Annotated in this window: 21 protein-coding genes and 1 pseudogene; 8 read left to right on the top strand and 14 right to left on the bottom strand. The window is 33.0% G+C overall.

The window, feature by feature from the left end:
• Positions 1–4: 4 nt before the first annotated feature.
• On the bottom strand, positions 5–874 hold the full coding sequence (locus ACXGSQ_RS04885) for a flavin reductase family protein (protein ID WP_458628508.1): 870 nt from the start codon (positions 872–874) through the stop codon (positions 5–7).
• A 124-nt stretch (positions 875–998) separates the two neighbouring features.
• Between ACXGSQ_RS04885 and ACXGSQ_RS04890 the strand changes: the two are divergent.
• Positions 999–2,152 (top strand): annotated as a pseudogene (locus tag ACXGSQ_RS04890) (sensor histidine kinase).
• A gap of 104 nt (positions 2,153–2,256) precedes the next feature.
• Complete coding sequence (locus ACXGSQ_RS04895; protein WP_458628509.1) at positions 2,257–2,613, top strand: hypothetical protein; 357 nt, start codon at positions 2,257–2,259, stop codon at positions 2,611–2,613.
• Between the two features lie 3 nt (positions 2,614–2,616).
• Here ACXGSQ_RS04895 and ACXGSQ_RS04900 read toward each other — a convergent pair whose 3' ends face one another.
• A complete protein-coding gene (locus tag ACXGSQ_RS04900; RefSeq protein WP_458628510.1) occupies positions 2,617–3,006 on the bottom strand; it encodes an HIT family protein in 390 nt (129 codons plus the stop codon).
• A gap of 101 nt (positions 3,007–3,107) precedes the next feature.
• On the bottom strand, positions 3,108–3,581 hold the full coding sequence (greA, locus tag ACXGSQ_RS04905) for a transcription elongation factor GreA (RefSeq protein ID WP_458628511.1): 474 nt from the start codon (positions 3,579–3,581) through the stop codon (positions 3,108–3,110).
• A 367-nt stretch (positions 3,582–3,948) separates the two neighbouring features.
• Here greA and ACXGSQ_RS04910 point away from each other — a divergent pair, with 367 nt between their 5' ends.
• Positions 3,949–4,380, top strand: a complete 432-nt coding sequence (locus ACXGSQ_RS04910; RefSeq protein WP_458628512.1) for a hypothetical protein — start codon at positions 3,949–3,951, stop codon at positions 4,378–4,380.
• On the opposite strand, the gene ACXGSQ_RS04915 is transcribed toward ACXGSQ_RS04910, so the two are convergent.
• The 8 genes from ACXGSQ_RS04915 to ACXGSQ_RS04950 all read right to left on the bottom strand — a co-directional run bounded on the left by ACXGSQ_RS04915 (position 4,377) and on the right by ACXGSQ_RS04950 (position 11,841).
• Entirely contained in the window at positions 4,377–6,593 is a 2,217-nt protein-coding gene (locus tag ACXGSQ_RS04915) for a TonB-dependent receptor (RefSeq protein WP_458628513.1), read from the bottom strand. The genes ACXGSQ_RS04910 and ACXGSQ_RS04915 overlap by 4 nt on opposite strands.
• A gap of 486 nt (positions 6,594–7,079) precedes the next feature.
• Complete coding sequence (arfB, locus tag ACXGSQ_RS04920; RefSeq protein WP_458628514.1) at positions 7,080–7,484, bottom strand: alternative ribosome rescue aminoacyl-tRNA hydrolase ArfB; 405 nt, start codon at positions 7,482–7,484, stop codon at positions 7,080–7,082.
• A gap of 2 nt (positions 7,485–7,486) precedes the next feature.
• On the bottom strand, positions 7,487–9,043 hold the full coding sequence (locus ACXGSQ_RS04925; RefSeq protein WP_458628515.1) for a DUF4301 family protein: 1,557 nt from the start codon (positions 9,041–9,043) through the stop codon (positions 7,487–7,489).
• Positions 9,040–9,609 (bottom strand): AAA family ATPase, encoded by a 570-nt coding sequence (locus tag ACXGSQ_RS04930; protein WP_458628516.1) that lies wholly within the window; start codon positions 9,607–9,609, stop codon positions 9,040–9,042. Before ACXGSQ_RS04930 ends, ACXGSQ_RS04925 begins: the two co-directional genes overlap by 4 nt.
• Positions 9,570–10,202 carry a nicotinamide riboside transporter PnuC gene (gene pnuC / locus ACXGSQ_RS04935; protein WP_458628517.1) on the bottom strand — a complete coding sequence of 211 codons (633 nt, stop codon included), beginning with the start codon at positions 10,200–10,202 and terminating at the stop codon, positions 9,570–9,572. The genes ACXGSQ_RS04930 and pnuC overlap by 40 nt, the downstream gene beginning before the upstream one ends.
• On the bottom strand, positions 10,186–10,446 hold the full coding sequence (locus ACXGSQ_RS04940) for a hypothetical protein (RefSeq protein ID WP_458628518.1): 261 nt from the start codon (positions 10,444–10,446) through the stop codon (positions 10,186–10,188). The genes pnuC and ACXGSQ_RS04940 overlap by 17 nt, the downstream gene beginning before the upstream one ends.
• A 22-nt stretch (positions 10,447–10,468) precedes the next feature.
• Positions 10,469–11,215, bottom strand: a complete 747-nt coding sequence (locus ACXGSQ_RS04945; protein WP_458628519.1) for a phosphoglycerol geranylgeranyltransferase — start codon at positions 11,213–11,215, stop codon at positions 10,469–10,471.
• Entirely contained in the window at positions 11,215–11,841 is a 627-nt protein-coding gene (locus tag ACXGSQ_RS04950; protein ID WP_458628520.1) for a 4'-phosphopantetheinyl transferase family protein, read from the bottom strand. The genes ACXGSQ_RS04945 and ACXGSQ_RS04950 overlap by 1 nt, the downstream gene beginning before the upstream one ends.
• Positions 11,842–11,971: 130 nt before the next feature.
• Between ACXGSQ_RS04950 and ahcY the strand changes: the two genes are divergently transcribed.
• Positions 11,972–13,288 (top strand): adenosylhomocysteinase, encoded by a 1,317-nt coding sequence (gene ahcY, locus ACXGSQ_RS04955; RefSeq protein WP_458628521.1) that lies wholly within the window; start codon positions 11,972–11,974, stop codon positions 13,286–13,288.
• A 400-nt stretch (positions 13,289–13,688) separates the two neighbouring features.
• Here ahcY and ACXGSQ_RS04960 read toward each other — a convergent pair whose 3' ends face one another.
• Complete coding sequence (locus ACXGSQ_RS04960; RefSeq protein WP_458628522.1) at positions 13,689–15,824, bottom strand: S46 family peptidase; 2,136 nt, start codon at positions 15,822–15,824, stop codon at positions 13,689–13,691.
• A gap of 173 nt (positions 15,825–15,997) precedes the next feature.
• Here ACXGSQ_RS04960 and ACXGSQ_RS04965 point away from each other — a divergent pair, with 173 nt between their 5' ends.
• The 3 genes from ACXGSQ_RS04965 to ACXGSQ_RS04975 all read left to right on the top strand — a co-directional run bounded on the left by ACXGSQ_RS04965 (position 15,998) and on the right by ACXGSQ_RS04975 (position 18,721).
• Positions 15,998–17,140: a methionine aminotransferase gene (locus ACXGSQ_RS04965; RefSeq protein WP_458628523.1), complete on the top strand. Its 1,143-nt coding sequence runs from the start codon at positions 15,998–16,000 to the stop codon at positions 17,138–17,140.
• Positions 17,141–17,194: 54 nt separating this feature from the next.
• Complete coding sequence (locus tag ACXGSQ_RS04970; protein WP_458628524.1) at positions 17,195–17,821, top strand: hypothetical protein; 627 nt, start codon at positions 17,195–17,197, stop codon at positions 17,819–17,821.
• Positions 17,822–17,938: 117 nt separating this feature from the next.
• Entirely contained in the window at positions 17,939–18,721 is a 783-nt protein-coding gene (locus tag ACXGSQ_RS04975; RefSeq protein WP_458628525.1) for an amidohydrolase, read from the top strand.
• Here the strand turns inward: ACXGSQ_RS04975 and ACXGSQ_RS04980 are convergent.
• Both ACXGSQ_RS04980 and ACXGSQ_RS04985 read right to left on the bottom strand, forming a co-directional pair.
• Positions 18,705–20,315, bottom strand: coding sequence for an Ig-like domain-containing domain (locus tag ACXGSQ_RS04980; protein ID WP_458628526.1), 1,611 nt, complete (start codon positions 20,313–20,315; stop codon positions 18,705–18,707). The two genes, ACXGSQ_RS04975 and ACXGSQ_RS04980, sit on opposite strands and share 17 nt — an antisense overlap.
• 56 nt (positions 20,316–20,371) lie before the next feature.
• Positions 20,372–21,049: a ComF family protein gene (locus ACXGSQ_RS04985; protein WP_458628527.1), complete on the bottom strand. Its 678-nt coding sequence runs from the start codon at positions 21,047–21,049 to the stop codon at positions 20,372–20,374.
• A gap of 70 nt (positions 21,050–21,119) precedes the next feature.
• Between ACXGSQ_RS04985 and ACXGSQ_RS04990 the strand changes: the two genes are divergently transcribed.
• Positions 21,120–22,004 (top strand): hypothetical protein, encoded by an 885-nt coding sequence (locus ACXGSQ_RS04990; RefSeq protein ID WP_458628528.1) that lies wholly within the window; start codon positions 21,120–21,122, stop codon positions 22,002–22,004.
• The last annotated feature ends 47 nt before the right edge of the window (positions 22,005–22,051 follow it).

The raw sequence follows: 22,051 nt of genomic DNA on the forward strand, positions 1-22,051 counted from the left end.
CAGACTACGAAAGTAATAACTTCCAAGCACTTTCTACGTCTCCAAAGCTCAAATAATTTTGAGCCAACTTGTGTTTTTCTCTGTGAGATGCCGTTTTAATGCCTGGATAACGCTCACTAATGTCTTCAATAAACTTATTAACATCGTCTGTATTTGGCAAAGCTTCAACATTAGCTAACATTCCAATGTTATTACCTGTTAAAATCATGCTGTTTTTTATGTCATCGGGCATGTTATCCACTCCAATACCCAGAGATGTTAAAGGTTTAGGGATTTCAAAAAAGCCTTCTTTAGCTCTGCTGTAATAACTTCCTCCAGCGCGTGCTACTAAATCTAAGGCTTCTTGGTTTATGGTTAGGTCTGCGTTTAACACCTCTTCCGAAATGTGAAGTTTTACGACTTCACAAATTACTAAATTTCCAGCTCCTCCTTCTGAACCTAAAGCAATAATATCATTGACTTTACATTCTAATTGAATAGGGGATTCTGCCACTCTAAAGGGGGTTACTTTATCTGAAGGTAGCATAGATAATCCTGCTTTTTCAAATTCGTTGATACCTTCAGGATATTCTGTACTTGCTAGAGACATTTGATGTACCAAATCATAATTTACTACATTAATAACCACTTCTTTGGTAGCTTCAACATTATGTAAGGTATGTTTGGAGGTATTGTCTCTAACCCGTCTTGCAGGTGAGAAAATTAGAATTGGTGGATTAGCACTAAACACATTAAAAAAGCTAAATGGTGATAAATTTGGATTTCCGTTGCAGTCTATAGTACTTGCAAATGCAATAGGTCTTGGTGCAACAGCACTTAATAGAAAGCCATGTAAAATACTAGTTTTTAGATCTTGAGGGTTAAATGAAGCCATGTAGTTCGCTGGTTTTTAACAAATATAATTATATTGAATTGTTGATAAAAGTATTTTGTAGATTACTAAGAACAATAATATCAACAATTTTACATTATATTTAAAAATGATTTAAACCTAACTAATGATCCTTAGCTTTAACCGAAATGTAATCCGTTGGATTATTATAGCCTCATCTTTTATTATTATTTCTCTTATTCTTTGGAATACCTATACGTTTTTTCAAAATTTTAAGGCCGAAGAACGTTCTAAAATGAAAACATGGTCTATGGCTTTAATAGATATTGGAACAATAAAAGCTAATGATGAGGTTAATGAAGTCACAGGCCATGTGATTACAGAAACCATAATTAGTACTCCGGTTTTAGTAATTGATAATAATGGAGAATTAAGTACTTCTAGAAATATTGACGAATCCTTACTATCTAATCCTGCAGAAGTAAAAAAACTTGTAGATAAGTTTAAGGATGAAAATACACGGATTGAAGTTAATATGGGGACTAAGTCCAAGCAATTTATTTACTATGGTAATTCGCCATTATTAAATAGATTGAAATACTATCCATTGGCCTTGCTGCTCATTATTCTGCTCTTCGGAGCCGTTGTGTATTTCTTTTACCGAAGTTCTAAAATTGCAGAACAGAATAAACTTTGGACAGGTATGGCAAAGGAAACCGCACATCAAATTGGGACTCCTTTATCATCTTTAGTGGGTTGGACAGAAATTTTAAAGACCGAAGCAGTTAACCCAGAGTATATTGTTGAAATTGAAAAAGACATTGATAGGTTACAAACTATAACGGAGCGTTTTAGTAAAATAGGATCGGTGCCAACGCTTAAAAGTTTGGATATTGTTGCCGTTACCAAATCGTCTTACGAGTACTTAAAATCGAGATTTCTAAGCTTATTAATTTTGAAATCGTTATCCCAGATCGCGAGATACCTGTTAATTTGAATGAAGAGCTTTATAGTTGGACTATTGAGAACTTGGTAAAAAACGCTATTGATGCGATGAGAGGTAAAGGAGATTTAAAACTTGAACTTACACAACTTGAAAACCAAGTATTCATTAATATTTCAGATACAGGAAAAGGCATTCCAAAGTCGTCGTTTACTAAAATATTTGAACCTGGTTATACCACTAAAAAACGCGGTTGGGGACTTGGATTGTCTTTAGCAAAACGTATTGTTGAAGATTACCACAATGGAAAAATAAAAGTGTTGACTTCAGAATTAGGAAAAGGAACAACGATACAAATTATATTAAAACAAGTTTAGATTATAATTTATTGGTAAAAAAGAGGAGTGTAGTTTCTAGTAAACAATAAGTTAGCATTTTTATTTTAAATTAAAAATATCAAAATTTTAGTTTAAATTTGGGCATGAATTCGTCAAGATATTTCACTTTAAAAGAAGCAAGGATAGGTAATAACTGTCCGGAATGCTATAGTAACGATAGTTTAGAGCTCACCTTGAAGCAAAAGCTAATCGAAACTAAATTTTATAAGGCCATCACTGATGAGACGGTAAGTCAACTTTGTTGTTTAAATTGTGAAGTACAGATTTTTCCAATCCGCTGGACGGATGATATTGAACGTGTCGTTGATTATCACAATAGAGGGCTTAAAAGAAAACCGAAGTCGACAAAACTAAAGCCAATTTCTTGGGCATTAATTAGTGGTTTTGTTTTAATCATAGTTGTAATAGTCTTATTTGCAACCGGAGTCTTTTCAAAATAAGTATTATAAATACGATTTAATCTTTTCGGCTATAACTTTAAACTCTTCTGGTGTTACTTTTTGTTTGGTTGTAAAGCTTGCATCGTTCATGGTATGTAACGGAATTAAATGTACATGAGCATGGGGTACTTCTAAACCAATGACAGACATGCCAATGCGCTCACAAGGGACCGCTTTTTCTAAGGCAATGGCGACACGACGCGAAAATTTCATTAAACCTAAATAGGTGGCTTCGTCTAAATCAAAAATTTTATTGACTTCTTTTTTAGGAATACATAAGGTATGTCCTTTAGAATTTGGATTAATGTCTAAAAATGCAAAGAAATCTTCTGTTTCAGTGATTTTATACGAAGGGATTTCACCTGAAATTATTTTTGTAAAAATAGTGGCCATAATCTAGTAATTATTGTCTTCTATAAATATAAAAAGATTCCTTCAATGAGGAATCTTTTTTATAATATTACTTTGGTGTTTTGTTTAAAATATAAGGATTGTTATCTAGAAATTTCTAGAATATCAAATTTCATTATACCACTTGGGACTTGTATTTCGGCAGTATCTCCTACAGATTTACCTAATAAACCTTTTCCAATAGGTGAATTTACTGAGATTTTACCACTAGCTAAATCGGCTTCACTTTCGGCGACCAAAGTATAAGTCATTTCCATACCATTGATTTGGTTCTTAATTTTAACTTTTGATAGGGCTAAAACTTTAGTCAAATCTAATTGCGATTCATCAATGATTCTTGCTCCAGCTAAAATTTCTTCCATTTTAGAAATTTTCATCTCTAACATACCTTGTGCTTCTTTTGCAGCATCGTATTCTGCATTTTCACTTAAATCACCTTTGTCTCTAGCCTCTGCAATTGCTTGTGATGCCTTAGGACGTTCCACATCTTTAAGTTGGTTTAACTCTTCTCTTAATTTTTTTAAACCTTCAGCTGTGTAATAAGATACTTTACTCATAATTTAATCGTTTTAAATATAACAAGTTCTAATTAGCAGATTCTTTATTATTTTTGAGCCTGTCTGAAAATCAGACAGGCTCAAAAATAACTGTAGATGTTATATACTTTTTAGACGTTTGTTATTCTATAATTATAATGTTAGCATAAAAAAAAATCTCGCGCTGACGAGATTACTATGCAAATATATAAAATATTTACCGTATTGTTGAATTAATAGTAAATTGCCCTTCAAAAATTGAAGTTAAAGTTTAGAAAAAATGTTAATAATTTAAAAGCTAAAGAGCAAAGCGAGTGTTCTCGTGGCTTTAGACGATTTTATTTTTTCAATTATCTAAATTTCAAACTATTAAAAAAAAAATAAACCTGTGAAGAAATTATTTTTAATACTAAGTTGTATTATTGTTTTTGGCTGTAGCAAAAACGACCCTATTTATAATTGTAACTATTTATTGGATGTTGGAGTGAATTTAACCGTGAATCTTAACCTTCCTCAATTTAATCAACTTTTATTTCCTATAAATGCGATAAGAGTCGAAAATTATGGCAATAACGGAATTATTCTTGTACGAACGAATGCAGATTCAATTTTAGCTTGGGATGGTGCAGATCCTAACCATACCTCTTCCTCATGTTCTAAATTAACAATTGTAGGTTTAAATGCGGTTTGTGGCTGTGAAGATGGTAATGAGTATAGTTTAATTACAGGGACGGCAATTGGTGATAATGCTCAACCCTGTACGTTAAAACCATACAGAGTTGAGCCTATCGGCAATAATAGTTATTATATTAGTAATTAGAATTTTAAAGTTACTCCAACCAAAAAGTTAGTAGTGGCTTGTGGATAAAAACCGGCTCCTTCAATAGTTGCAATACTTCCTGGGGTAGACCAGCTGTCATCATACGTGTAATAATAGCCATTAGACACATATTTTACATTGAAAATATTATTGACTAAACCTGAAAATACAATAGCATCAAAAACAGATGCTGTTTTTAAAGTATAATTAATGTTGAAATCGTTAATAAAGAAACTGTCTAGCTTTGATAAGTCTGCTTCAGTATTACTCATAAATTGTTCACCAACATATTTACTTAATAAAGACATTTGTAGATTCTCAATAGGTTGAAAAACGATGGCATTAGCCGCAACAAAACTTGGTGAAAATGAAATGTCTGTATTGTTTAAATTTTGTGATTCTCCATCAAAAGAGAAGCTTAACTCATCTACTTTATTAGCGCTGATTGTCATATTTGGTTGTAACGTTAATTTAGACGTTATAGGAACAATAGCTTCTAGTTCCAAACCTATACGGTAACTCTTATCTACATTTTGTCTTATAGGATTTCCTACATCGTCAGATTCTCCGGTGAGTACTAACTGATTTTTGTAAAACATAAAGTAAGTGTTTGCACTAAAGTTAAAATTGTTCTTTTTATGTCTCCAGCCTAATTCAAAATCATTAAGCTGTTCTGGTTTTATACTTTGATCAACTTCAAAATCGGTTCGGTTGGGTTCTCTGTTGGCTCTTGCATAAGAGAAGTAGAGATCATTGTTAGAATTTAAAGAATAGGTGATTCCGGCTTTTGGATTAAAAAATGTAAAATCTTTATCTACAGCAAACTCTACAAGATCAGACGTTGTACCCATCGTTTTGTAAGTAACATTTCTAACTTGTAAATCTCCGTATAAACTTATTTTTTCGTTGAGTCTGTAATTGGCTTTAGTAAACATAGATAAATCGTTTTTTATACTATTGCCATCATAATAACGATCTCTAATTTCAGTTTGACTGGCGTATTCTGCCCAAATCACTTCACCAAAATGGTCACCATCGTAATGACTATAAGAACCACCAAAAATTAAATTAAGATTGTCGTCTTTATAGCTAGCGTTAGCATTGATGACATAAAAATCATTGTCTAACCAGCGCCTTCTAATTAAATCGGTTTCATCAATGATTTCTCCATTGAAATCTATAGGTTCAAAGCCATATTCGTCAAAACTTTCGTCTTCTTTGTATTGTTCAAAATACCCTTGACCTTTGGTGTAATTTAAGCCTAATGTGGTTGACCATTGGTTGTTGTAGCGCTGGTTCCAATGTAATTGGTAGTGATTTTGGCTGTAATTATCGACTTCATTATCGTAAAATTGTATAACACCATTATCATCGGTGTATTCTCCTGCTGTGTTATACGTACGGTCGTCTTTTAGTTTCTCTAAATCTTCTAAGCCATTCCAAGACTGATACGTGACTTCCTTACCACCAAAAGTGATAGCTTTAATTAAGGTATTATCATCAACATAAGACCCTTGTAAAAAATAGGATTTTAAATCGGCCGAAGCACGATCAATATAACCGTCTGAGGCAATATTAGACAGACGACCAGCAATTTCAATGTGGTCATTGATTAAACCTGTGCTGAATTTTACCGTATGTTTTCTTGTGTTATAACTTCCAAAAGAATTTGCAATTTCCCCTGAAGCTTCTTTTGAAACAGCATCGGTTAACACATTAATACTAGCTCCAAAAGCACCAGAACCATTGGTAGAGGTTCCTACACCACGTTGTAATTGTAGACTTTCTGTAGACGATGCAAAATCACCAAGATTAACCCAAAAGGTTCCTAAAGATTCGGCGTCATTATACGGAATACCGTTGATGGTAATATTGGTAGATTGCGAGCTTACACCACGAACTCTAATGCCAGTGTAACCAACTCCTGCACCAGCATCTGTAGTCGTTACTACCGAAGGTAAGAAGTTAAGTAACATTGGAATGTCTTGTCCTAAGTTACGTTTAGCTAAAGCTTCTTTGGTCACATTAGAATGCGTAATTGGCGATTTAGCATCAACTCTGACGGCTCTTACCAGAACTTCGTCTAGTTTTTCAACTTTGGTTGAGTCTTGTTGTTTTTCTTGTCCATACGCTGAACAAATACCTAAAAATGCAATTGAAAGGGTTAATTTCTGCCTGCTTTTTTTTGAGAGATTGTTGAATAAAAATTTCATACGACTATAGTATTATAATCGAATAAAAAGAGGTCATTATTCTTGATTAATAATTAATTATTGTGAGCTTATAACAGCTGTTATTTGGCCTAGTCATTTCTTATTTTGAATTTCTTTTTTGTCTACCATTAGGCGTCTTTAAATTCAGAAGTAAAAAATAAACATTGAAAACCTTATAGCACCTGCCAAAAACATCCAAAAGACATTTTCTTTGCGCTTGTTTCCTAAACAGCATTACCTGTTCTAGGTTCAATGGGTATGATCTCAGCCACTTATTGGCACCCCTTTATTGAGAACGCGGCAAAGATATAACGGATTTTAGAATTGCGAATAATGAATTATGGATTATTTTCGAATTTAAAGTATGATGTCTGTTCGAGTGAAATTCTTTTTTTAGAATGTTGTATCGAGAATTTTTTGAAAGTATATTAAAGCTTCTCGATACAATTCCTCATGTTTCGGAATTACTCGAAGTGACGGAAGTGGTTACTCAAGTGATGGTGGCTTCCGATTTGCTTTTTTATCAGCATTAATGCGTTTTGCTTTTAAACGTTTTCGCTTCACTGATCTTGGAACTCTAGTTGAAATTCGTTTTTTTTCTTCTTTTAAGCCTTCTTGAATTAGTTCTAAAAACCGCTGCGTTACTAAGGCTTTATTTCTAAACTGACTTCGACTTTCGTCGCAGGCTAGAATTAAAACACCATCTTTGGTTAAGCGATTGTTTAAAAATTCGGAAAGCTTTTGTTTTTCCTCATCGTTAAAAACAGTTGAGCTGCTAAGATCGAAGTACAATTCAGCTTTTGAAGATACCTTATTTACATGTTGCCCTCCGCTTCCCGAGCTTCTGACGTATTTGTAGGTTATTTCAGATTTAAGTAAAGTTACATCCACTATTATTTAATTTGATGTGGTGATTTTAATAAATCGTTTACAGTTTTTACAGGATTAAATGTAATGATTGGCACTTCCACAAAAATGGTATTCCAATGCGCCATACTTCCATTCCAAAGTCCTGGTAATTCTAAGGCTTTTAAATCCTTCCCGTTTTTAGTTTTCTGGGTTATAAAAGCGGCATTGTGATCTACATAGTTTTCTAAATCGAATTTTTCACCTTTATAATTTTTTACACCACAGACCAAATCTACGGGATTAAAATGCGTTGCATTTTTAAGAATGTCTTCTTGTTTGGGATCATTTAAATTGATTTGTGCCGACTCAACAATTTGAAGCGATTGGTTAGATTTATGATCTTTTACCCAAAATGGACCACCTCCCGGTTCACCTTCATTTTTTACCATACCGCAAACGCGAATAGGTCGGTTTAATTTTTCTTGTAAATATTCAATCTTATAATAATCCGTATATTTTTTGTATTCATCAGATATTTTGACGCTTAATTTGTGCGTTAAGAAATTTTCTATAGCAGCTAAAGTGCCTTTATCAACGGGTTTTGCATCTAATTCTTGTAAATATTTAAATGCTTTCGTTTGTAATTTAATTAAGATGCCTGCTAATACTTTTTTATACTTTGCTAATTCATCTTTGTATTTATAAACGACAACGTTATCTATATTCTTTATAAAAATAATATCTGCATCTAAGGCATTTAAGTTTTTTAATAAGGCCCCATGTCCAGAAGGTCTAAATAGTAAGGATCCATCAGGTTCTCTAAATGGTCTATTCTTTAAGGTTACGGCAATAGTGTCAGTTGATTGTTGTTGGTATGAAAACGATATTTCGAATTTTACTCCGGTATTTTGTTCAATCTGATTTTGAATAGTTTTAAACTCTTTGATGAATTTTTTTTCATAAACTTCTGAAATTGTAAAGTGAAGTTTTGCTAGTCCATTACTTGATGCGTACAAGGCCGATTCATATAAATGTTCTTCAAATGCTGTAGATATATGGTTGTTCTTGTAATGATGAAAAGGGAGTAATCCTTTTGGTTGGTTTCCAAAGTTGAGTTGATTTTCATCTAACATTGCCTTAGCAAAATGCCAAACCTTTTCTTGATTAGATAAGTTTTCATAATCTATTCCTTTAGATTTTAATAATTCTAATACCTGATTGTAAAATGGAAACTTCTCTAAGCCTACCATAAACAATGATAACTCTCTAAGGTTGTTTCTGTTAATATAGGAATTAAGAGATTGCTCATTCGAATTATATTCACTGACAAATTTGAATAGAAATTTGAACATACGTGTTGCTGCTCCAGAGGCTGGAACAAACTTTAATAACGATTTTTTATCTTTCTCTTTTTCAAATAATGCAACATACGTTTCAATTATAGCATCATTTAAGGGCATGATTCCATGATTCAATGTGGCAGCATCAGAAACATTTGTAAATGGAATTCCAGTTTCAAAAATCTCGATTTGTTTTTTTACCTCAAATAAAGTTAAATCGTTAGATTCTATTTGGTGAATATCGTTTTCAGTAAAACTCATGTCTTGTTTATTAATAATTTATCAATATGTTTAACAGCTAATTCTAGTCGCTCCTTTTTATTGCCTTTTAATAGTACATACGGTAGTTGATGTTTTATTAAAGCGTTCTTAAAAGCGTTAAACATAGCTTCGCGCTCATTGGGTTTGTCTCTTAAATCGTCGGCTTCCCAAGGAGTATCAATATTAGTTAAAAAGTAAAGATCGTAAGAATTTTTTAGAGCATATGTTTCTAATATCGGGTCACATGTGCCGTTGTAATAGGTTTCGCTATAGACTTTGGTTTCCAATAAATTAGTATCGCAAATTAACACTGAGTCTGTTTGTTTAGCTAGTTCATTTTCAAGTTTCATTTGTCCAATTGCTATTGGCAATAGATCTTTAGTTTCGCAGGTTTTCTGTTCATTATCCCATTTGTCTTGCAGATAATCGCGAGCATATTCTGGTGCCCAAACGGAATTGTAGTGTTTGGCTAATTGCTTAGAAAGGGTTGTTTTTCCAGTGGATTCAGGTCCAAACAAAACAACTTTTATACAGTTTGAAGGTTGTTGTTTAAGTTCTTTTTCCATGCTAAATAACCAAATATTGCTATTACTGTAAATCCTAAATATTGAAAACTTGTAAACGTAAAGCCTTTATAGAAATATAAAGGTACAGAAATCACATCTCCTATAATCCAGAAGATCCAATTTTCTATTTTTTTCCTTGCCATTAACCACATACCTACAAAAAATATGGCTGTTGTTATAGTATCGACATAAGCGACCCAACCATTCCATTTGTCAAAGGTTTTATAAACAATGAAGACAAATATGAGGGTTGCAATAAATATGGCGAGACTTAGTTTTTTTTCTTCTGTCGTGGTTTTTGATATTTGTGTAACGTGTGTGGCATCGACTTTGCGTGTCCATATATACCAACCATAAACACTCATACAAAAGTAGTAAGCGTTAATCATCATATCTCCAAGAAGTTCCCATTTTAGTAGAAGGTAAACAAAAATAAGCGTGCTTATCATTCCTGTTGGAAAAACAAGAAGTTTATTCTGTTTGGAATACCAAACCGATAAAAAACCAAAAATAACGGCTACAATCTCTAAAACAATATCAGTGGTTTCGTACTCAAAATATTGTGAAAACAGAAAATCAAAAATGTGGTTCATAGTCGCTTCGGTCTGTTTTTACAATTTTCATTTGTAATACGGCAATATCAATTTCTGAAAATGAACGTTTTATTTCTTGCATTAAAAACGGCATTAATGTATCGTAATCACCATAAATTTGAGTACTCAAAGGGTTTTCTAAAACTGTGAATTCTGAAGCTCGTAAGTGTTTTATAAAATCAATAATATGAGGTTCGTAATCGTCTTTTAATGGTGATAATTGTAATTCTATTGATATTTTCATTGTAGTTATCTTAATCTTAATCTTATTCGTTGAATGTTGGTTGAATTTTTAATTCATCAAAAAAAGCGTCGTCTTCTTCAAAAGCAGTTCCAATGACAACAATATCTGCTCCTGATTTGTAGGCGGCTTCCATTTCTGTTTTGGTTCTTATACCTCCACCAACGATTAGAGGGATGTTTAATTGTTGTTTAACTTCGGAAATAATATGAGGCTCAATAGCATGTGTTGCTCCACTACCAGCTTCGAGATAGATGAGTTTCATGCCTAATAATTCTCCTGCTTTTGCGGTATCTTTTATAATTTGAAGGTCTTTTCGTTGTATTGGCTTTGTTTCGCTGACGCGTTGTACGGCCGTTTCTTTTCCATTTTCAATAAGTAAATAACCTGTTGGGATAATTTCAAGATGAGTCTTGGCTAATTTTGAAACGGCTTCTACCTGTTTCCCTATAAGATAGTCCGGATTACGACCAGAAATTAAGGATAAAAATAAAATCCCATCCGCTTTATCTGTAATTTGAATGACATCTCCAGGAAATAATATTATAGGAATTAGGGTGTGTTTTTTTATTTCTACGACCAAGGTTTCAGTTAAACCTTCGTCAACTTCACTTCCTCCTACAAAAATATGTGTGGCAATAGACTGGTTGACTTTAGCCATAAAACTTGCAACGGTTTCAATTGCCATCTTATCTGGGTCTATTAAAACAGCTAATTGTTTAATGCCCTTTTCTGAAGCGTCGATTATATTTTTGAAGAGATTATTATTCATTACGGGACCACATAAGCACAAGTAAAACCTTCAAATTCTAAAAAAGCGGTATTATATCTGTACTTTTTGTTTTTATAATCTATCCAAGCGACGGTTTCTCCATCTTTTAACATAAACGGGATGACTAAAAAATGGTCTTTAAATAACATGCCAGGAGTAGCAAAAAGTTTGTAAAGGGATTCTTTTATTCCCCAAATGACGGTAAGTCTCTTAATATAATCTTCGTCTGTAGGTTTTAAATAATTGTATTCATAATCGACAAACTTATGCGCAATAACTCCTATTTTTTCACGTTGCTTTTCAATATCAATACCAACTTCATTATCACTAACAATAACTCCAGAAAATGTAAACGAATGTGTAATGGAAATGTGTTTACCATCGTTAAGGTGTGGTTTTCCGTTTTCGTCATAATATAAATCCTGATCTGTGTACCCAAATTCGTGTAACAAATGTCTAACGCTTAAAAATCCGCGTTGATGTAGCTCACTTTTCATACCCAATACGCGTTGTAAGCTTTGTGGTTTTAAATCTAAAGATTGAATCAAAGCATCGTATGATTCTTCAATCTTCCAGATTTTAACAGTAGTTTGTGAATTTACACTAATGGATTTGTATAGTGGCATTTAGAATTATGAATGTTATTGATTATCTTTGCACGGCCTAAGGCAGATTAGCATTTTTTAGAAAAGCGAATTTAACTATTTAAGTGTTAACCCCAAAGGTGTTTCAAAATATATAAACAAAGAAAATAATATGAGTACAAAAACTGTTGCTTACGTACCTAATAAGGTAAAGGATATGTCGCTTGCGGCTTGGGGAAGAAAAGAAATTGAATTGGCTGAAGCAGAAATGCCAGGCTTAATGAGTTTACGTGAAGAATATAAAAACGAGCAACCTTTAAAAGGAGCACGAATTGCTGGTTGTCTTCATATGACAATTCAAACGGCAGTTTTAATAGAAACGTTACAAGCTCTTGGAGCTGAAGTCACTTGGAGTTCTTGTAATATTTTCTCTACGCAAGATCAAGCTGCTGCCGCCATTGCTGCTACAGGAACTGCGGTTTATGCATGGAAAGGATTAACAGAAGAAGAATTTGATTGGTGTATTGAGCAAACATTATTCTTTGGTGAAGATCGTAAACCATTAAACATGATTTTAGATGATGGTGGTGATTTAACCAATATGGTTTTAGATCGTTACCCTGAATTAGCGGATGGAATTAAAGGACTTTCTGAAGAAACAACAACTGGAGTTCACAGACTTTATGAGCGTGTAAAAAATGGTACGTTAACGATGCCTGCAATTAACGTAAACGATTCTGTAACAAAATCTAAGTTTGATAATAAATATGGTTGTAAAGAATCTGCAGTAGATGCCATTCGTAGAGCAACAGATATTATGTTAGCTGGTAAACGTGTTACTGTTTGTGGTTATGGTGATGTTGGTAAAGGTACAGCGGCTTCTTTTAAAGGTGCTGGTTCTATTGTAACGGTTACTGAAATTGATCCTATTTGTGCTTTACAAGCTGCAATGGATGGTTTTGAAGTAAAGAAATTAGAAACTGTTGTTGCTAATTCTGATATTATTATCACTACTACTGGAAATAAAGATATCGTTCGTGCTGAGCATTTTGAAGCGATGAAAGACAAAGTTATCGTTTGTAATATTGGTCATTTTGATAACGAAATCCAAATGGATTGGTTAAATAAAAACTATGGTAACACTAAAGATACGATTAAGCCACAAGTTGATAAATACAACATCAACGGAAAAGATATTATCATTTTAGCTGAAGGTCGTTTAGTAAACTTAGGTTGTGCAACTGGTCACCCAAGTTTTGTAATGAGTAATTCATTTACAAACCAAACTTTAGCGCAAATTGAACTTTGGAAAAATAGTGATAAGTACGACAATGACGTCTATATGCTACCAAAGCATTTAGATGAAAAAGTAGCAAAATTACACTTAGAAAAAATAGGTGTTGAGCTTACAGAGCTTAAAGACTACCAAGCGGAATACATTGGTGTAACCGTTGAAGGTCCTTATAAGCCTGAGCATTACAGATACTAATAAATTCCTGCGCAAGCAGAAATCTTATAATTGAAAAATCCCAAGCATTAGTGTTTGGGATTTTTTTATGTTTACGTCATTGCGATTAGCTTTTTAGTGACGTGGCAATCTATTTATTTGGAATTATTATTTTTAGAGTAATTTAATTTTTAGCATAATTATGATGCTTTTTTATGTGGTTCTCGATATGAAATTGCAGAAAAAGCAATTTCACTCGAACTGACGATGCTGTTTTATAGTTATGAAGATTCCGTCACTTCGAGTGATTTTTGAGGCACGATAAAATTGTATCGAGAAGCTCTTAAGTTAGAAACAAAAAAGACCTCAAAGGTTTCAAAAACCTTTGAGGTCTAATATGTTCTTGTCAGCAATTATCAATTAAGCAACCAATCACTAACAACTAATTCCGTTTCTTACGTTTTTTGTTTCGCTTCTTTTTCTTAGAACTATCTTTTTTAGGATGTACTAACTCCATTTCATCAATTAAATGTTTGGCGCCAGCATATTTGTCAACTATAAAAAGGACATAACGTAAATCTACCATAATGTTTCGGCAAATTTCTGGGTCGTAATTCATATCACTCATAGTCCCTTCCCAAACACGGTCAAAGTTTAATCCAACTAAATTTCCATGAGCATCGATCGCAGGACTTCCTGAGTTTCCGCCTGTAGTGTGGTTTGTTCCTAAGAAGCAAACAGGTACTTTTCCGTTGCTATCTGCATATTGGCCGTAATCTTTGGCTTCGTATAACTCAATTAATTTTTGAGGGACATCAAATTCATAATCATCTGGAATGTATTTTTCAATAACACCATCTAAATAACTTACAGGATTATAATACACTGCATCTCTTGGTGAGTAGCCTCGTACTTGTCCGTAAGTAACACGAAGCGTGCTATTAGCATCTGGAAAATAACGTTCGTTAGGTAAGGCTTCCATAAGCGCTGTCATGTATTTTGTCTGAAGTGCAGTAATAGGTGCATTTTTTTGTTGGTACTCAGCGTCTATCGTATTAAAAAACTCAGCGATAATCGGTTTTGCATACGCATACGCAGCATCATTATTTAGATTTTTTATGACTTCATCGGCATTTCCTTCAAGTAATTTTAAAGCTGATTCTAAATTGGTAAATGCGGTATTATCATAAATAGTAGGATCTACAGGTTTTCCATATAAAGGCATTACATTTTGATAGACGCCTTTGTCTAAATCAACATCGTAATTTTTGTGGATTCCTTGTAAAGTTCCTGTTAAGCTAGCTTTTGCTCTGTCAAGACTTGCAGGATTAGCAATTAATGCTTGCTCAACCTGGTAGGCTCTAAAGGTCATTTGCATTAATTCGTTAGTCACTAAAAAGACTTCAATAAAATTTCTACGTTTAATGTTTATCGGTGCAAAATCTTTATAAAGTCGGTCAAATTCTGGTAGAATGTTTCCGTATTTATCTTCTAACCCTTTTTCTTTTAAGGCCTTGGTGAAAGTCGTTTCAAAAGCTTTACGTTTTTCAACGGCGTTACTTTTCTTAATACCTAAATTTTCACCGATCCACTTTTTCCAAGCGTTTGCAATTCGAGCTTGCTTAGAGGCATATTTAATTCTAATATCGTCGCTTTCTTTCATTTTTTGATCAATGACTTTTAAAGCAGCTTCTCGAATAGCAATGTTTGTTGGGTTAAATTCTTTTGTAATATGTTCAATGGCAACTGCTGGTAAATATTCGCTAGTAGTCCCAGGGAAGCCAAACACCATAGTAAAATCCCCTTCTTCAACACCATCTAAAGAGATTGGAAGAAAATGTTTTGGTGTATACGGTTTGTTGTCTTTGCTGTATTTGGCAGGACGATTATTAGCATCTGCATAAATTCGGAATAATGAAAAATCACCAGTATGTCTTGGGAATACCCAGTTGTCGGTGTCACTTCCAAACTTACCAATACTTGTTGGAGGTGCCCCAACCAAACGAATATCTTCAAAACGTTCTGTTACAAAAAGGAAGTACTGATTGCCTTCATAAAAGGCTTTGGTTTTGACATCTTGCCATGATTCTCTTGGCCAAGATTTTAAAACGGTATTGCTATTTTTCGAAATTAAGGATTGCTTTTCAGTTTCGGTCATCTCGTCAGTGATTCCGTTTAAAACCACTTCTGAAACATCATGAATACTTACTATAAATTCTATATACAAACCTTCATTTGGTAATTCTTCTTCCAAATTCATGGCCCAAAATCCATCTTTTAAATAATCATTTTCTAAAGAAGAATGGGATTGAATTTGTCCAAAACCACAATGATGATTAGTCAATACCAAACCTTGATTTGAAATGACTTCACTGGTACAGCCACCATTAAAATGACCAATGGCATCTTTTAAGCTAGAATTATTGACATCATAAATGTCTTGAGCGGTTAATTTACTGCCCAAACTATGCATTTCGTCTTCGTTCATACCTTCTAAAAGTGAAGGAATCCACATACCACCTTGTTGGGCTGAGACTTGAAAAACAATAAAAAAGAAAAGAAGTTTTAATAAGCGCATAATTAATATTATTTGTGTTTTTGTAAAGATAGAAAAGCTTGTTTTATATCTTTAATGTTTTCGCAGATAAAGATCATTTTTTTATGAAATAAGCATGTTAAAAGTTTTATCATTCAAGGTGGTGATTCCTAGCGTATAGCAAGTGACGTTTGAAAAATAATAGCTGTAAACATATGAATTTCAATTCCAAATTACCTAAAGTCGGCACAACCATTTTCACTGTAATGAGTGCGTTGTCAAATGAACATAATGCCTTGAACCTTTCGCAAGGCTTTCCTAATTATCCGAGTTCTCAAAAATTGAATGATTTGGTTACTAGAGCCATGAATAATGGGTATAACCAATACGCACCAATGGCCGGAAATTTAGAGTTGCGATTAGCTATTTCTAATAAGTACGAACGCCTTTATAATAGTACCTATCATCCTGAAAAAGAAATCACAGTAACAGCAGGAGCAACCCAAGCAATTTTTACAATTATTTCAGCTTTTATAAGACCAAATGATGAGGTAATTATATTTAAGCCCGCCTACGATTGCTATGAGCCTGCTGTTGAAATTAACGGAGGGAAAACAATTTCGGTACAATTATCTGCTCCAAATTATAACGTCAATTGGGAAGAGGTGGCTTCAAAAATTTCGTCTCAGACAAAAATGATTATTATTAATTCGCCACACAATCCAAGTGGAACGATATGGTCTAAAGAGGATATGCTTCAACTTCAAAAATTAACTAATAACACTAATATTATTGTATTAAGTGATGAAGTTTACGAACATATTGTTTTTGACGAGGCACAACATCAGAGTGCTTGTTTGTTTAAGGATTTAAAACAACGTAGTTTTATTACGGCTTCTTTTGGTAAGACATTCCATAATACGGGCTGGAAAATTGGGTATTGCTGCGCGCCAAAAGCATTAATGTCTGAGTTTAGAAAAGTGCATCAGTTTAATGTGTTTTCGGTACATCACCCTTCGCAAAAGGGTATTGCCGATTATATGCAAGATGCAGAAACCTACTTGGGATTAAATGCTTTTTTTCAGCGGAAACGCGACTTGTTTTTAAATCTGATTTCAGAATCTAGATTCAAATATCAACCCTCACAAGGGACCTATTTTCAAGTTCTAGATTATTCTGAAATCACGGATGAACACGATGTTGATTTTGCTAAACGATTAACTATAGATTTTAAATTAGCGGCCATTCCGCTTTCGGTCTTTAATGCTAATCATAAAGATGATAAGGTATTACGATTTTGTTTTGCTAAAACCGATGAAACTTTGATTAAAGCCGCAGAAATTTTATTAAAAATTTAAGTTACTTTTAGTAGAATTCTGTGTCATAGGCTTGAACAGTTAAACCCTAAAACAATGAAATATTATATTATCTTATTATTCTTAAGCTTATCGCTAACGACTTTTGCACAAGAAGTAACAAAAGATGGCAAAATTTACGAAGTTAAAAACGAAAAAATATTTTTAGAAGGTAAAGATGTTACGGCAACTTTAAGTTTAGAAGAAAAAGCAGTTATTTTTAAAGAAGCTGCTGTGATTACAGAAAAAATTAAAGCAGAAGCCGCAGTAAAGTTGGAAGCAGCAAAAGCTGAAGAAGTTGAAGCCAAGGCTAAATTAAAAGCCGAAGAAGCGAAGGCAGAAGCCGTAAAATCTGAAAAGGCGGCTGCAAAACTTAAGAAAGAAGAAGAAAAAGCTGTAAAAGAAAAGGAGAAAGCGGCTAAACATTTGGAGAAGGAAAAAGCGGATGCTGAAAAAGCGCAGAAGAAAGCAGAAAAAGCTCAGAAAAAAGCTGAAAAGGCATTAAAGAAAAAAGAAAAGCTCCAAAAGAATTTTGAAAAAGCTGAAAGTAATTTGAGCAAATCACAGAAAAAATATGAAAAGCTAAAAAGAAAAGGTAAGCTATCACCTCAAGACGAAATTAAGTGGCTTGATAAACTAGAAAAGCTTACAGACAAAGTCGCTAAAACAAAAAGTAAATTATAGAATTACGTTTTGTTAATGTATTAGAGCAATTTAAAAAGCAGATAGACCATCGCATCTGCTTTTTAGGTTGCTTTTTTTTATATCTTTTTTTTGAATTCAAATTTGTAATTTTAAGCTATGAATAAAGAATTGAACGTTGCGATTATTCAAACTGATTTAGTTTGGGAAAATCCGGAAGAAAATAGACGTGTTTTAAACCATAAGATAAATGCTATTTTAACAAAGGTTGATCTTATTGTGTTACCAGAAATGTTTACCTCTGGTTTTACGATGAATCCTGATAAGGTTGCAGAAACTATGGATGGTGACACCCTAACTTGGCTAAAAGAAAAAGCAAATGAAAAGCAAGCTGTAATTATGGGAAGTCTTGTGATTTCAGAACACGATAATTTTTATAATCGTATGGTTTGTGTGGAGCCTTCAGGGAGAATTACAACTTACGATAAACGTCATACCTTTACTTTGGCAGGAGAGCACAAGGTTTATACTGCTGGAACTGAAAAAGTGATTTTTAACTATAGAGGTTGGAAAATTTGTCCGCTAGTTTGTTATGATTTGCGTTTCCCGGTTTGGGCTAGAAATGTTGAGGATTACGACGTTTTAATCTATGTGGCTAATTGGCCAAAAGTTCGTATTAAGGCTTGGGATGCCTTATTAGAAGCTAGAGCAATTGAGAATATGACCTATTGTGTTGGAGTAAATAGGGTAGGGTTAGATGGCAATAATCATGAGTATTCTGGTCACTCGGCTGCATATGATGTTTTAGGAAACAGAATGGATGACTTATCAGAAAACGAGGATGCTACAGCAATCGTAGTTTTAGAAAAAGATACGATTACTAAATACCGAGAAAAATTGAATTTTTTAAATGATAGAGATGACTTTAATCTAAAAGTATAAACTCTTCAACAAAGTCAAAATTAGACCTGACTTCTTCGATGGGTTCGGAGTAACTAACACGTTCGGGTTGTATGCCTAATAAGAAATTTCCAGTATCATATTTGCCATTTTCATTAGTGTCAAAAATGGCACGTAATTTATATTTTCTAGGGACTAAATTTCTAAAATCTACCACAGGATTGTCTTTTGCATAACGCTCATACATTACCTCTCCTTTTTCACTCACCAATTGTATAATTAATGGGAATTTAGCATTTCTAATATTAACTCTTATATTTCCATATTCAGATTTCATTTTGGTTTTAATAGAATAAGTTAAGGTATCTGTATTTGTACCTTCATAGAAATCGGTAAATGTGCCAGGAAGCATCGTAAAGGTGTAATTCTGACCTTCTTGTTTATCAATTGGGAATTTATAAGTATTAAAAATAGAGTCGTATTCTACCTTTAGTGGTACGGCTAAAGAATCTTTGTCTATAATCTTTATTTTGGTTGTGTCAATTTTGGTCAATGGAATATTGGCTTCTATTGTAAAATCTTCATTAAAATTTAATAGACCTTGTGCTGTTGGTTTAATCGTTAATGAATCTCCTTTAATCGTTCTAAAACGATGTTTAAAGGTGTCAATTTGTTTGTCATTACTAACGATGAAAAATGTGGTGTCAATTTCAAATTTTGGTTTATACCAATAGTACAGAGTATCTGTTTTTTTGTCTTTGACAATTCGTGTTTTGTAACCTTCAGGTGTATCTCCTAGGACTTTAATTCGCATAGACTCATAATCGCCTTCATAAGGGAAGATAATTCTTGTTTCTCCATCTTGCGATGGTTTTATAGCTTTGTAATTTACTTTTTCGCTAAAAAGTTTAAGTTTGTACGATTCCTCGGTGGGTACGGTAATAAAATCTTCTTTAAAACCTATTTTGTCATTTTTTTGATTGAACATGTAATTGGAGTTCTTATCTTTTAATGCAATTAGTTTATAAGTTCCTGCTTTAATATTGTCAATACTAAAAGAGGTAAGACTATCAAGTGTATTCGTAATGTATCTTGGTTTTTGTTTGTATACAATAGAATCTGTATATGTAGAATCTACCTCATATAACATTACCGAAATAAAGGTATCTGGTTCTTCTTTTAAAGCATCAACAACATAACCTTTTACCGACAATGAATCAATAACATTTCCTGTAGAGAAGACATAGCGATAATAAGGGTAAGGGTTTTCTTCGTTGTTATCTACAATACTTTCACCAAAATTAAAAGCATAGGTTGTATTCGCTTCTAAAGTATCTTTGATTTTGATTGAAATGTAATCACTGGCTCCACTCATTGGTGTTACAACAGGATCTGAATTCATTGGAGGTGAAACAATAAGTTGTTTTCTAAGGTCCTTTATTTTAACGTATTCATTAAAATAAATTTTAATCTCATCACCTTTAAAATTGGTTGAGAAATTTTCGGGTACAGAACGGGTGATTTCTGGAGGTAAAATATCTTTTTCTCCACCACTAGGCATACCTCGGTTAGCACAACTTGCAATCGTTACTGTTGCAAAAATCAGAATTAAAATTCGCATTAAATATATACGCATCTACTTAAAATAATTTAGCACAAAGAAACAATATAATTTATTTAGAAACGAAAAAATCAATCTGCAATTGCCATAGTAGCAAGACTTAACTTAATATTATTAATTTTTAACAAAACCGTAGCACAAGCTTCAACAGTGGCTCCAGTTGTAATAATATCATCAACCAATAAAATATGCTTACCAACTAAGGATTGGTTTTCAGAAATATTAAATAGGGCTCCATCGTCATTCCAACGTCTAATTCGTGCTTTAAAAACTTGAGTTTTAGTCGATTTAATTTTTATTAAAACCGAATCATTATAAGCTGCATTTAAAGCTTTCGCAATTTCCTGGCCAAATTTGGCGACCTGATTATAACCGCGTTTTCTCAATCTCGATTGATGTAACGGCACAGGTACAACAGTATCTATATGTTTATAAGCTCTAATAGATGCTAATTCTGCACCTAACCATTTTCCTAAGAATTCACTAATGTGTTCATGACCTCTATATTTTAAATTGTGAAGCATTTGCTGTACCATTCCTTTTTTAGAAAAGTGTAATAATGCGGTAGCGTTTTCTAATTTAACACGTCCGTAAAGAACTTTTTTGACGGCTTCGGTATTATCAAAATGAAAATTAGTTACAGGCAAATGATGTCTGCAAGAGACACATAAGACCTCTTCATTATCCGCTAAAACATTGTTGCAGGCTTCGCAAACTGTTGGAAAGAACAAGTTTAACAAGTTTTTCATCATTTAATCGATTAAAATAAAGTTAGACTTCATTTAACTCTAATTTCGCTTTAAATTAATAAAATTAATAATGATAGTTAACCCTCAGCTATTTAATTATAGATTAATTATTAGTTCTTTATTAGTTGTTTTAACTGTTTTAGGAATATATAGTTTTAGTAAATATAAGTCCATTGAATCTTACGAAGATTTCTTAAAACAAGAAAAAGGTTTGATAGAAACAGAGCTATCAGAACTACTCTTAAGTTATGATGAGCTAAGTCAGGACTATAATTTTATGACGTCTCAGCTTACGGAAGCAAAATTAGAAGCGCGTAATGCTTTAGATTCTTTGAAATTATTAAATAGTGATTTATCCATTATCACTAAGTTTAAAGATCAGCTTATCGTATTAAAATCTAAGAATAAAGTACTGCTCAGTACTGTGGATTCTCTAAATTCTGCTAACAGAAAATTGCAGAATGAAAAACGTTATGCTTTAAATACGATAAAAAATAACAGAGTAAAAATTAATGGCTTAGAAGCGGTTAATGATTCATTGTACAAAACCATTGATCATGCTGCCATCATAAAGGCTAGCAATATTAAGGCACAATCTTATAAATTAAAATCTGGAAAAAAACGATTTACAGATCGGGCAAAACGTGCCAATGCTATTGATGTTTGTATTACTTTAAATGAAAACCCATTAGCTTTAGAGGGTAAAAAAGATATTTATATACAGATTGTGAGTCCACAAGGTAATGTAATAGCGGATAAAGGAGAAGTGTTTTACGGTGACACCTCGTTAAATTACAGTCAAAAGGAAGTTGTGTATTACCAGAAAGAGAACCTAGAGATATGTATAGCGATCCTTGCTAGCAATGAGGATCAACCCTTCTTAAAAGGCTATTATTTTATTAATGTTTTTCATGAAAATGTTAAATTAGGAAGCACAAGTCTTAACTTAAAGTAAATATTACACATAATTAAGTTATAATTTTTTAAAAACCGTTCTGTTAA

The organism is Winogradskyella sp. PC D3.3 (assembly GCF_054366245.1).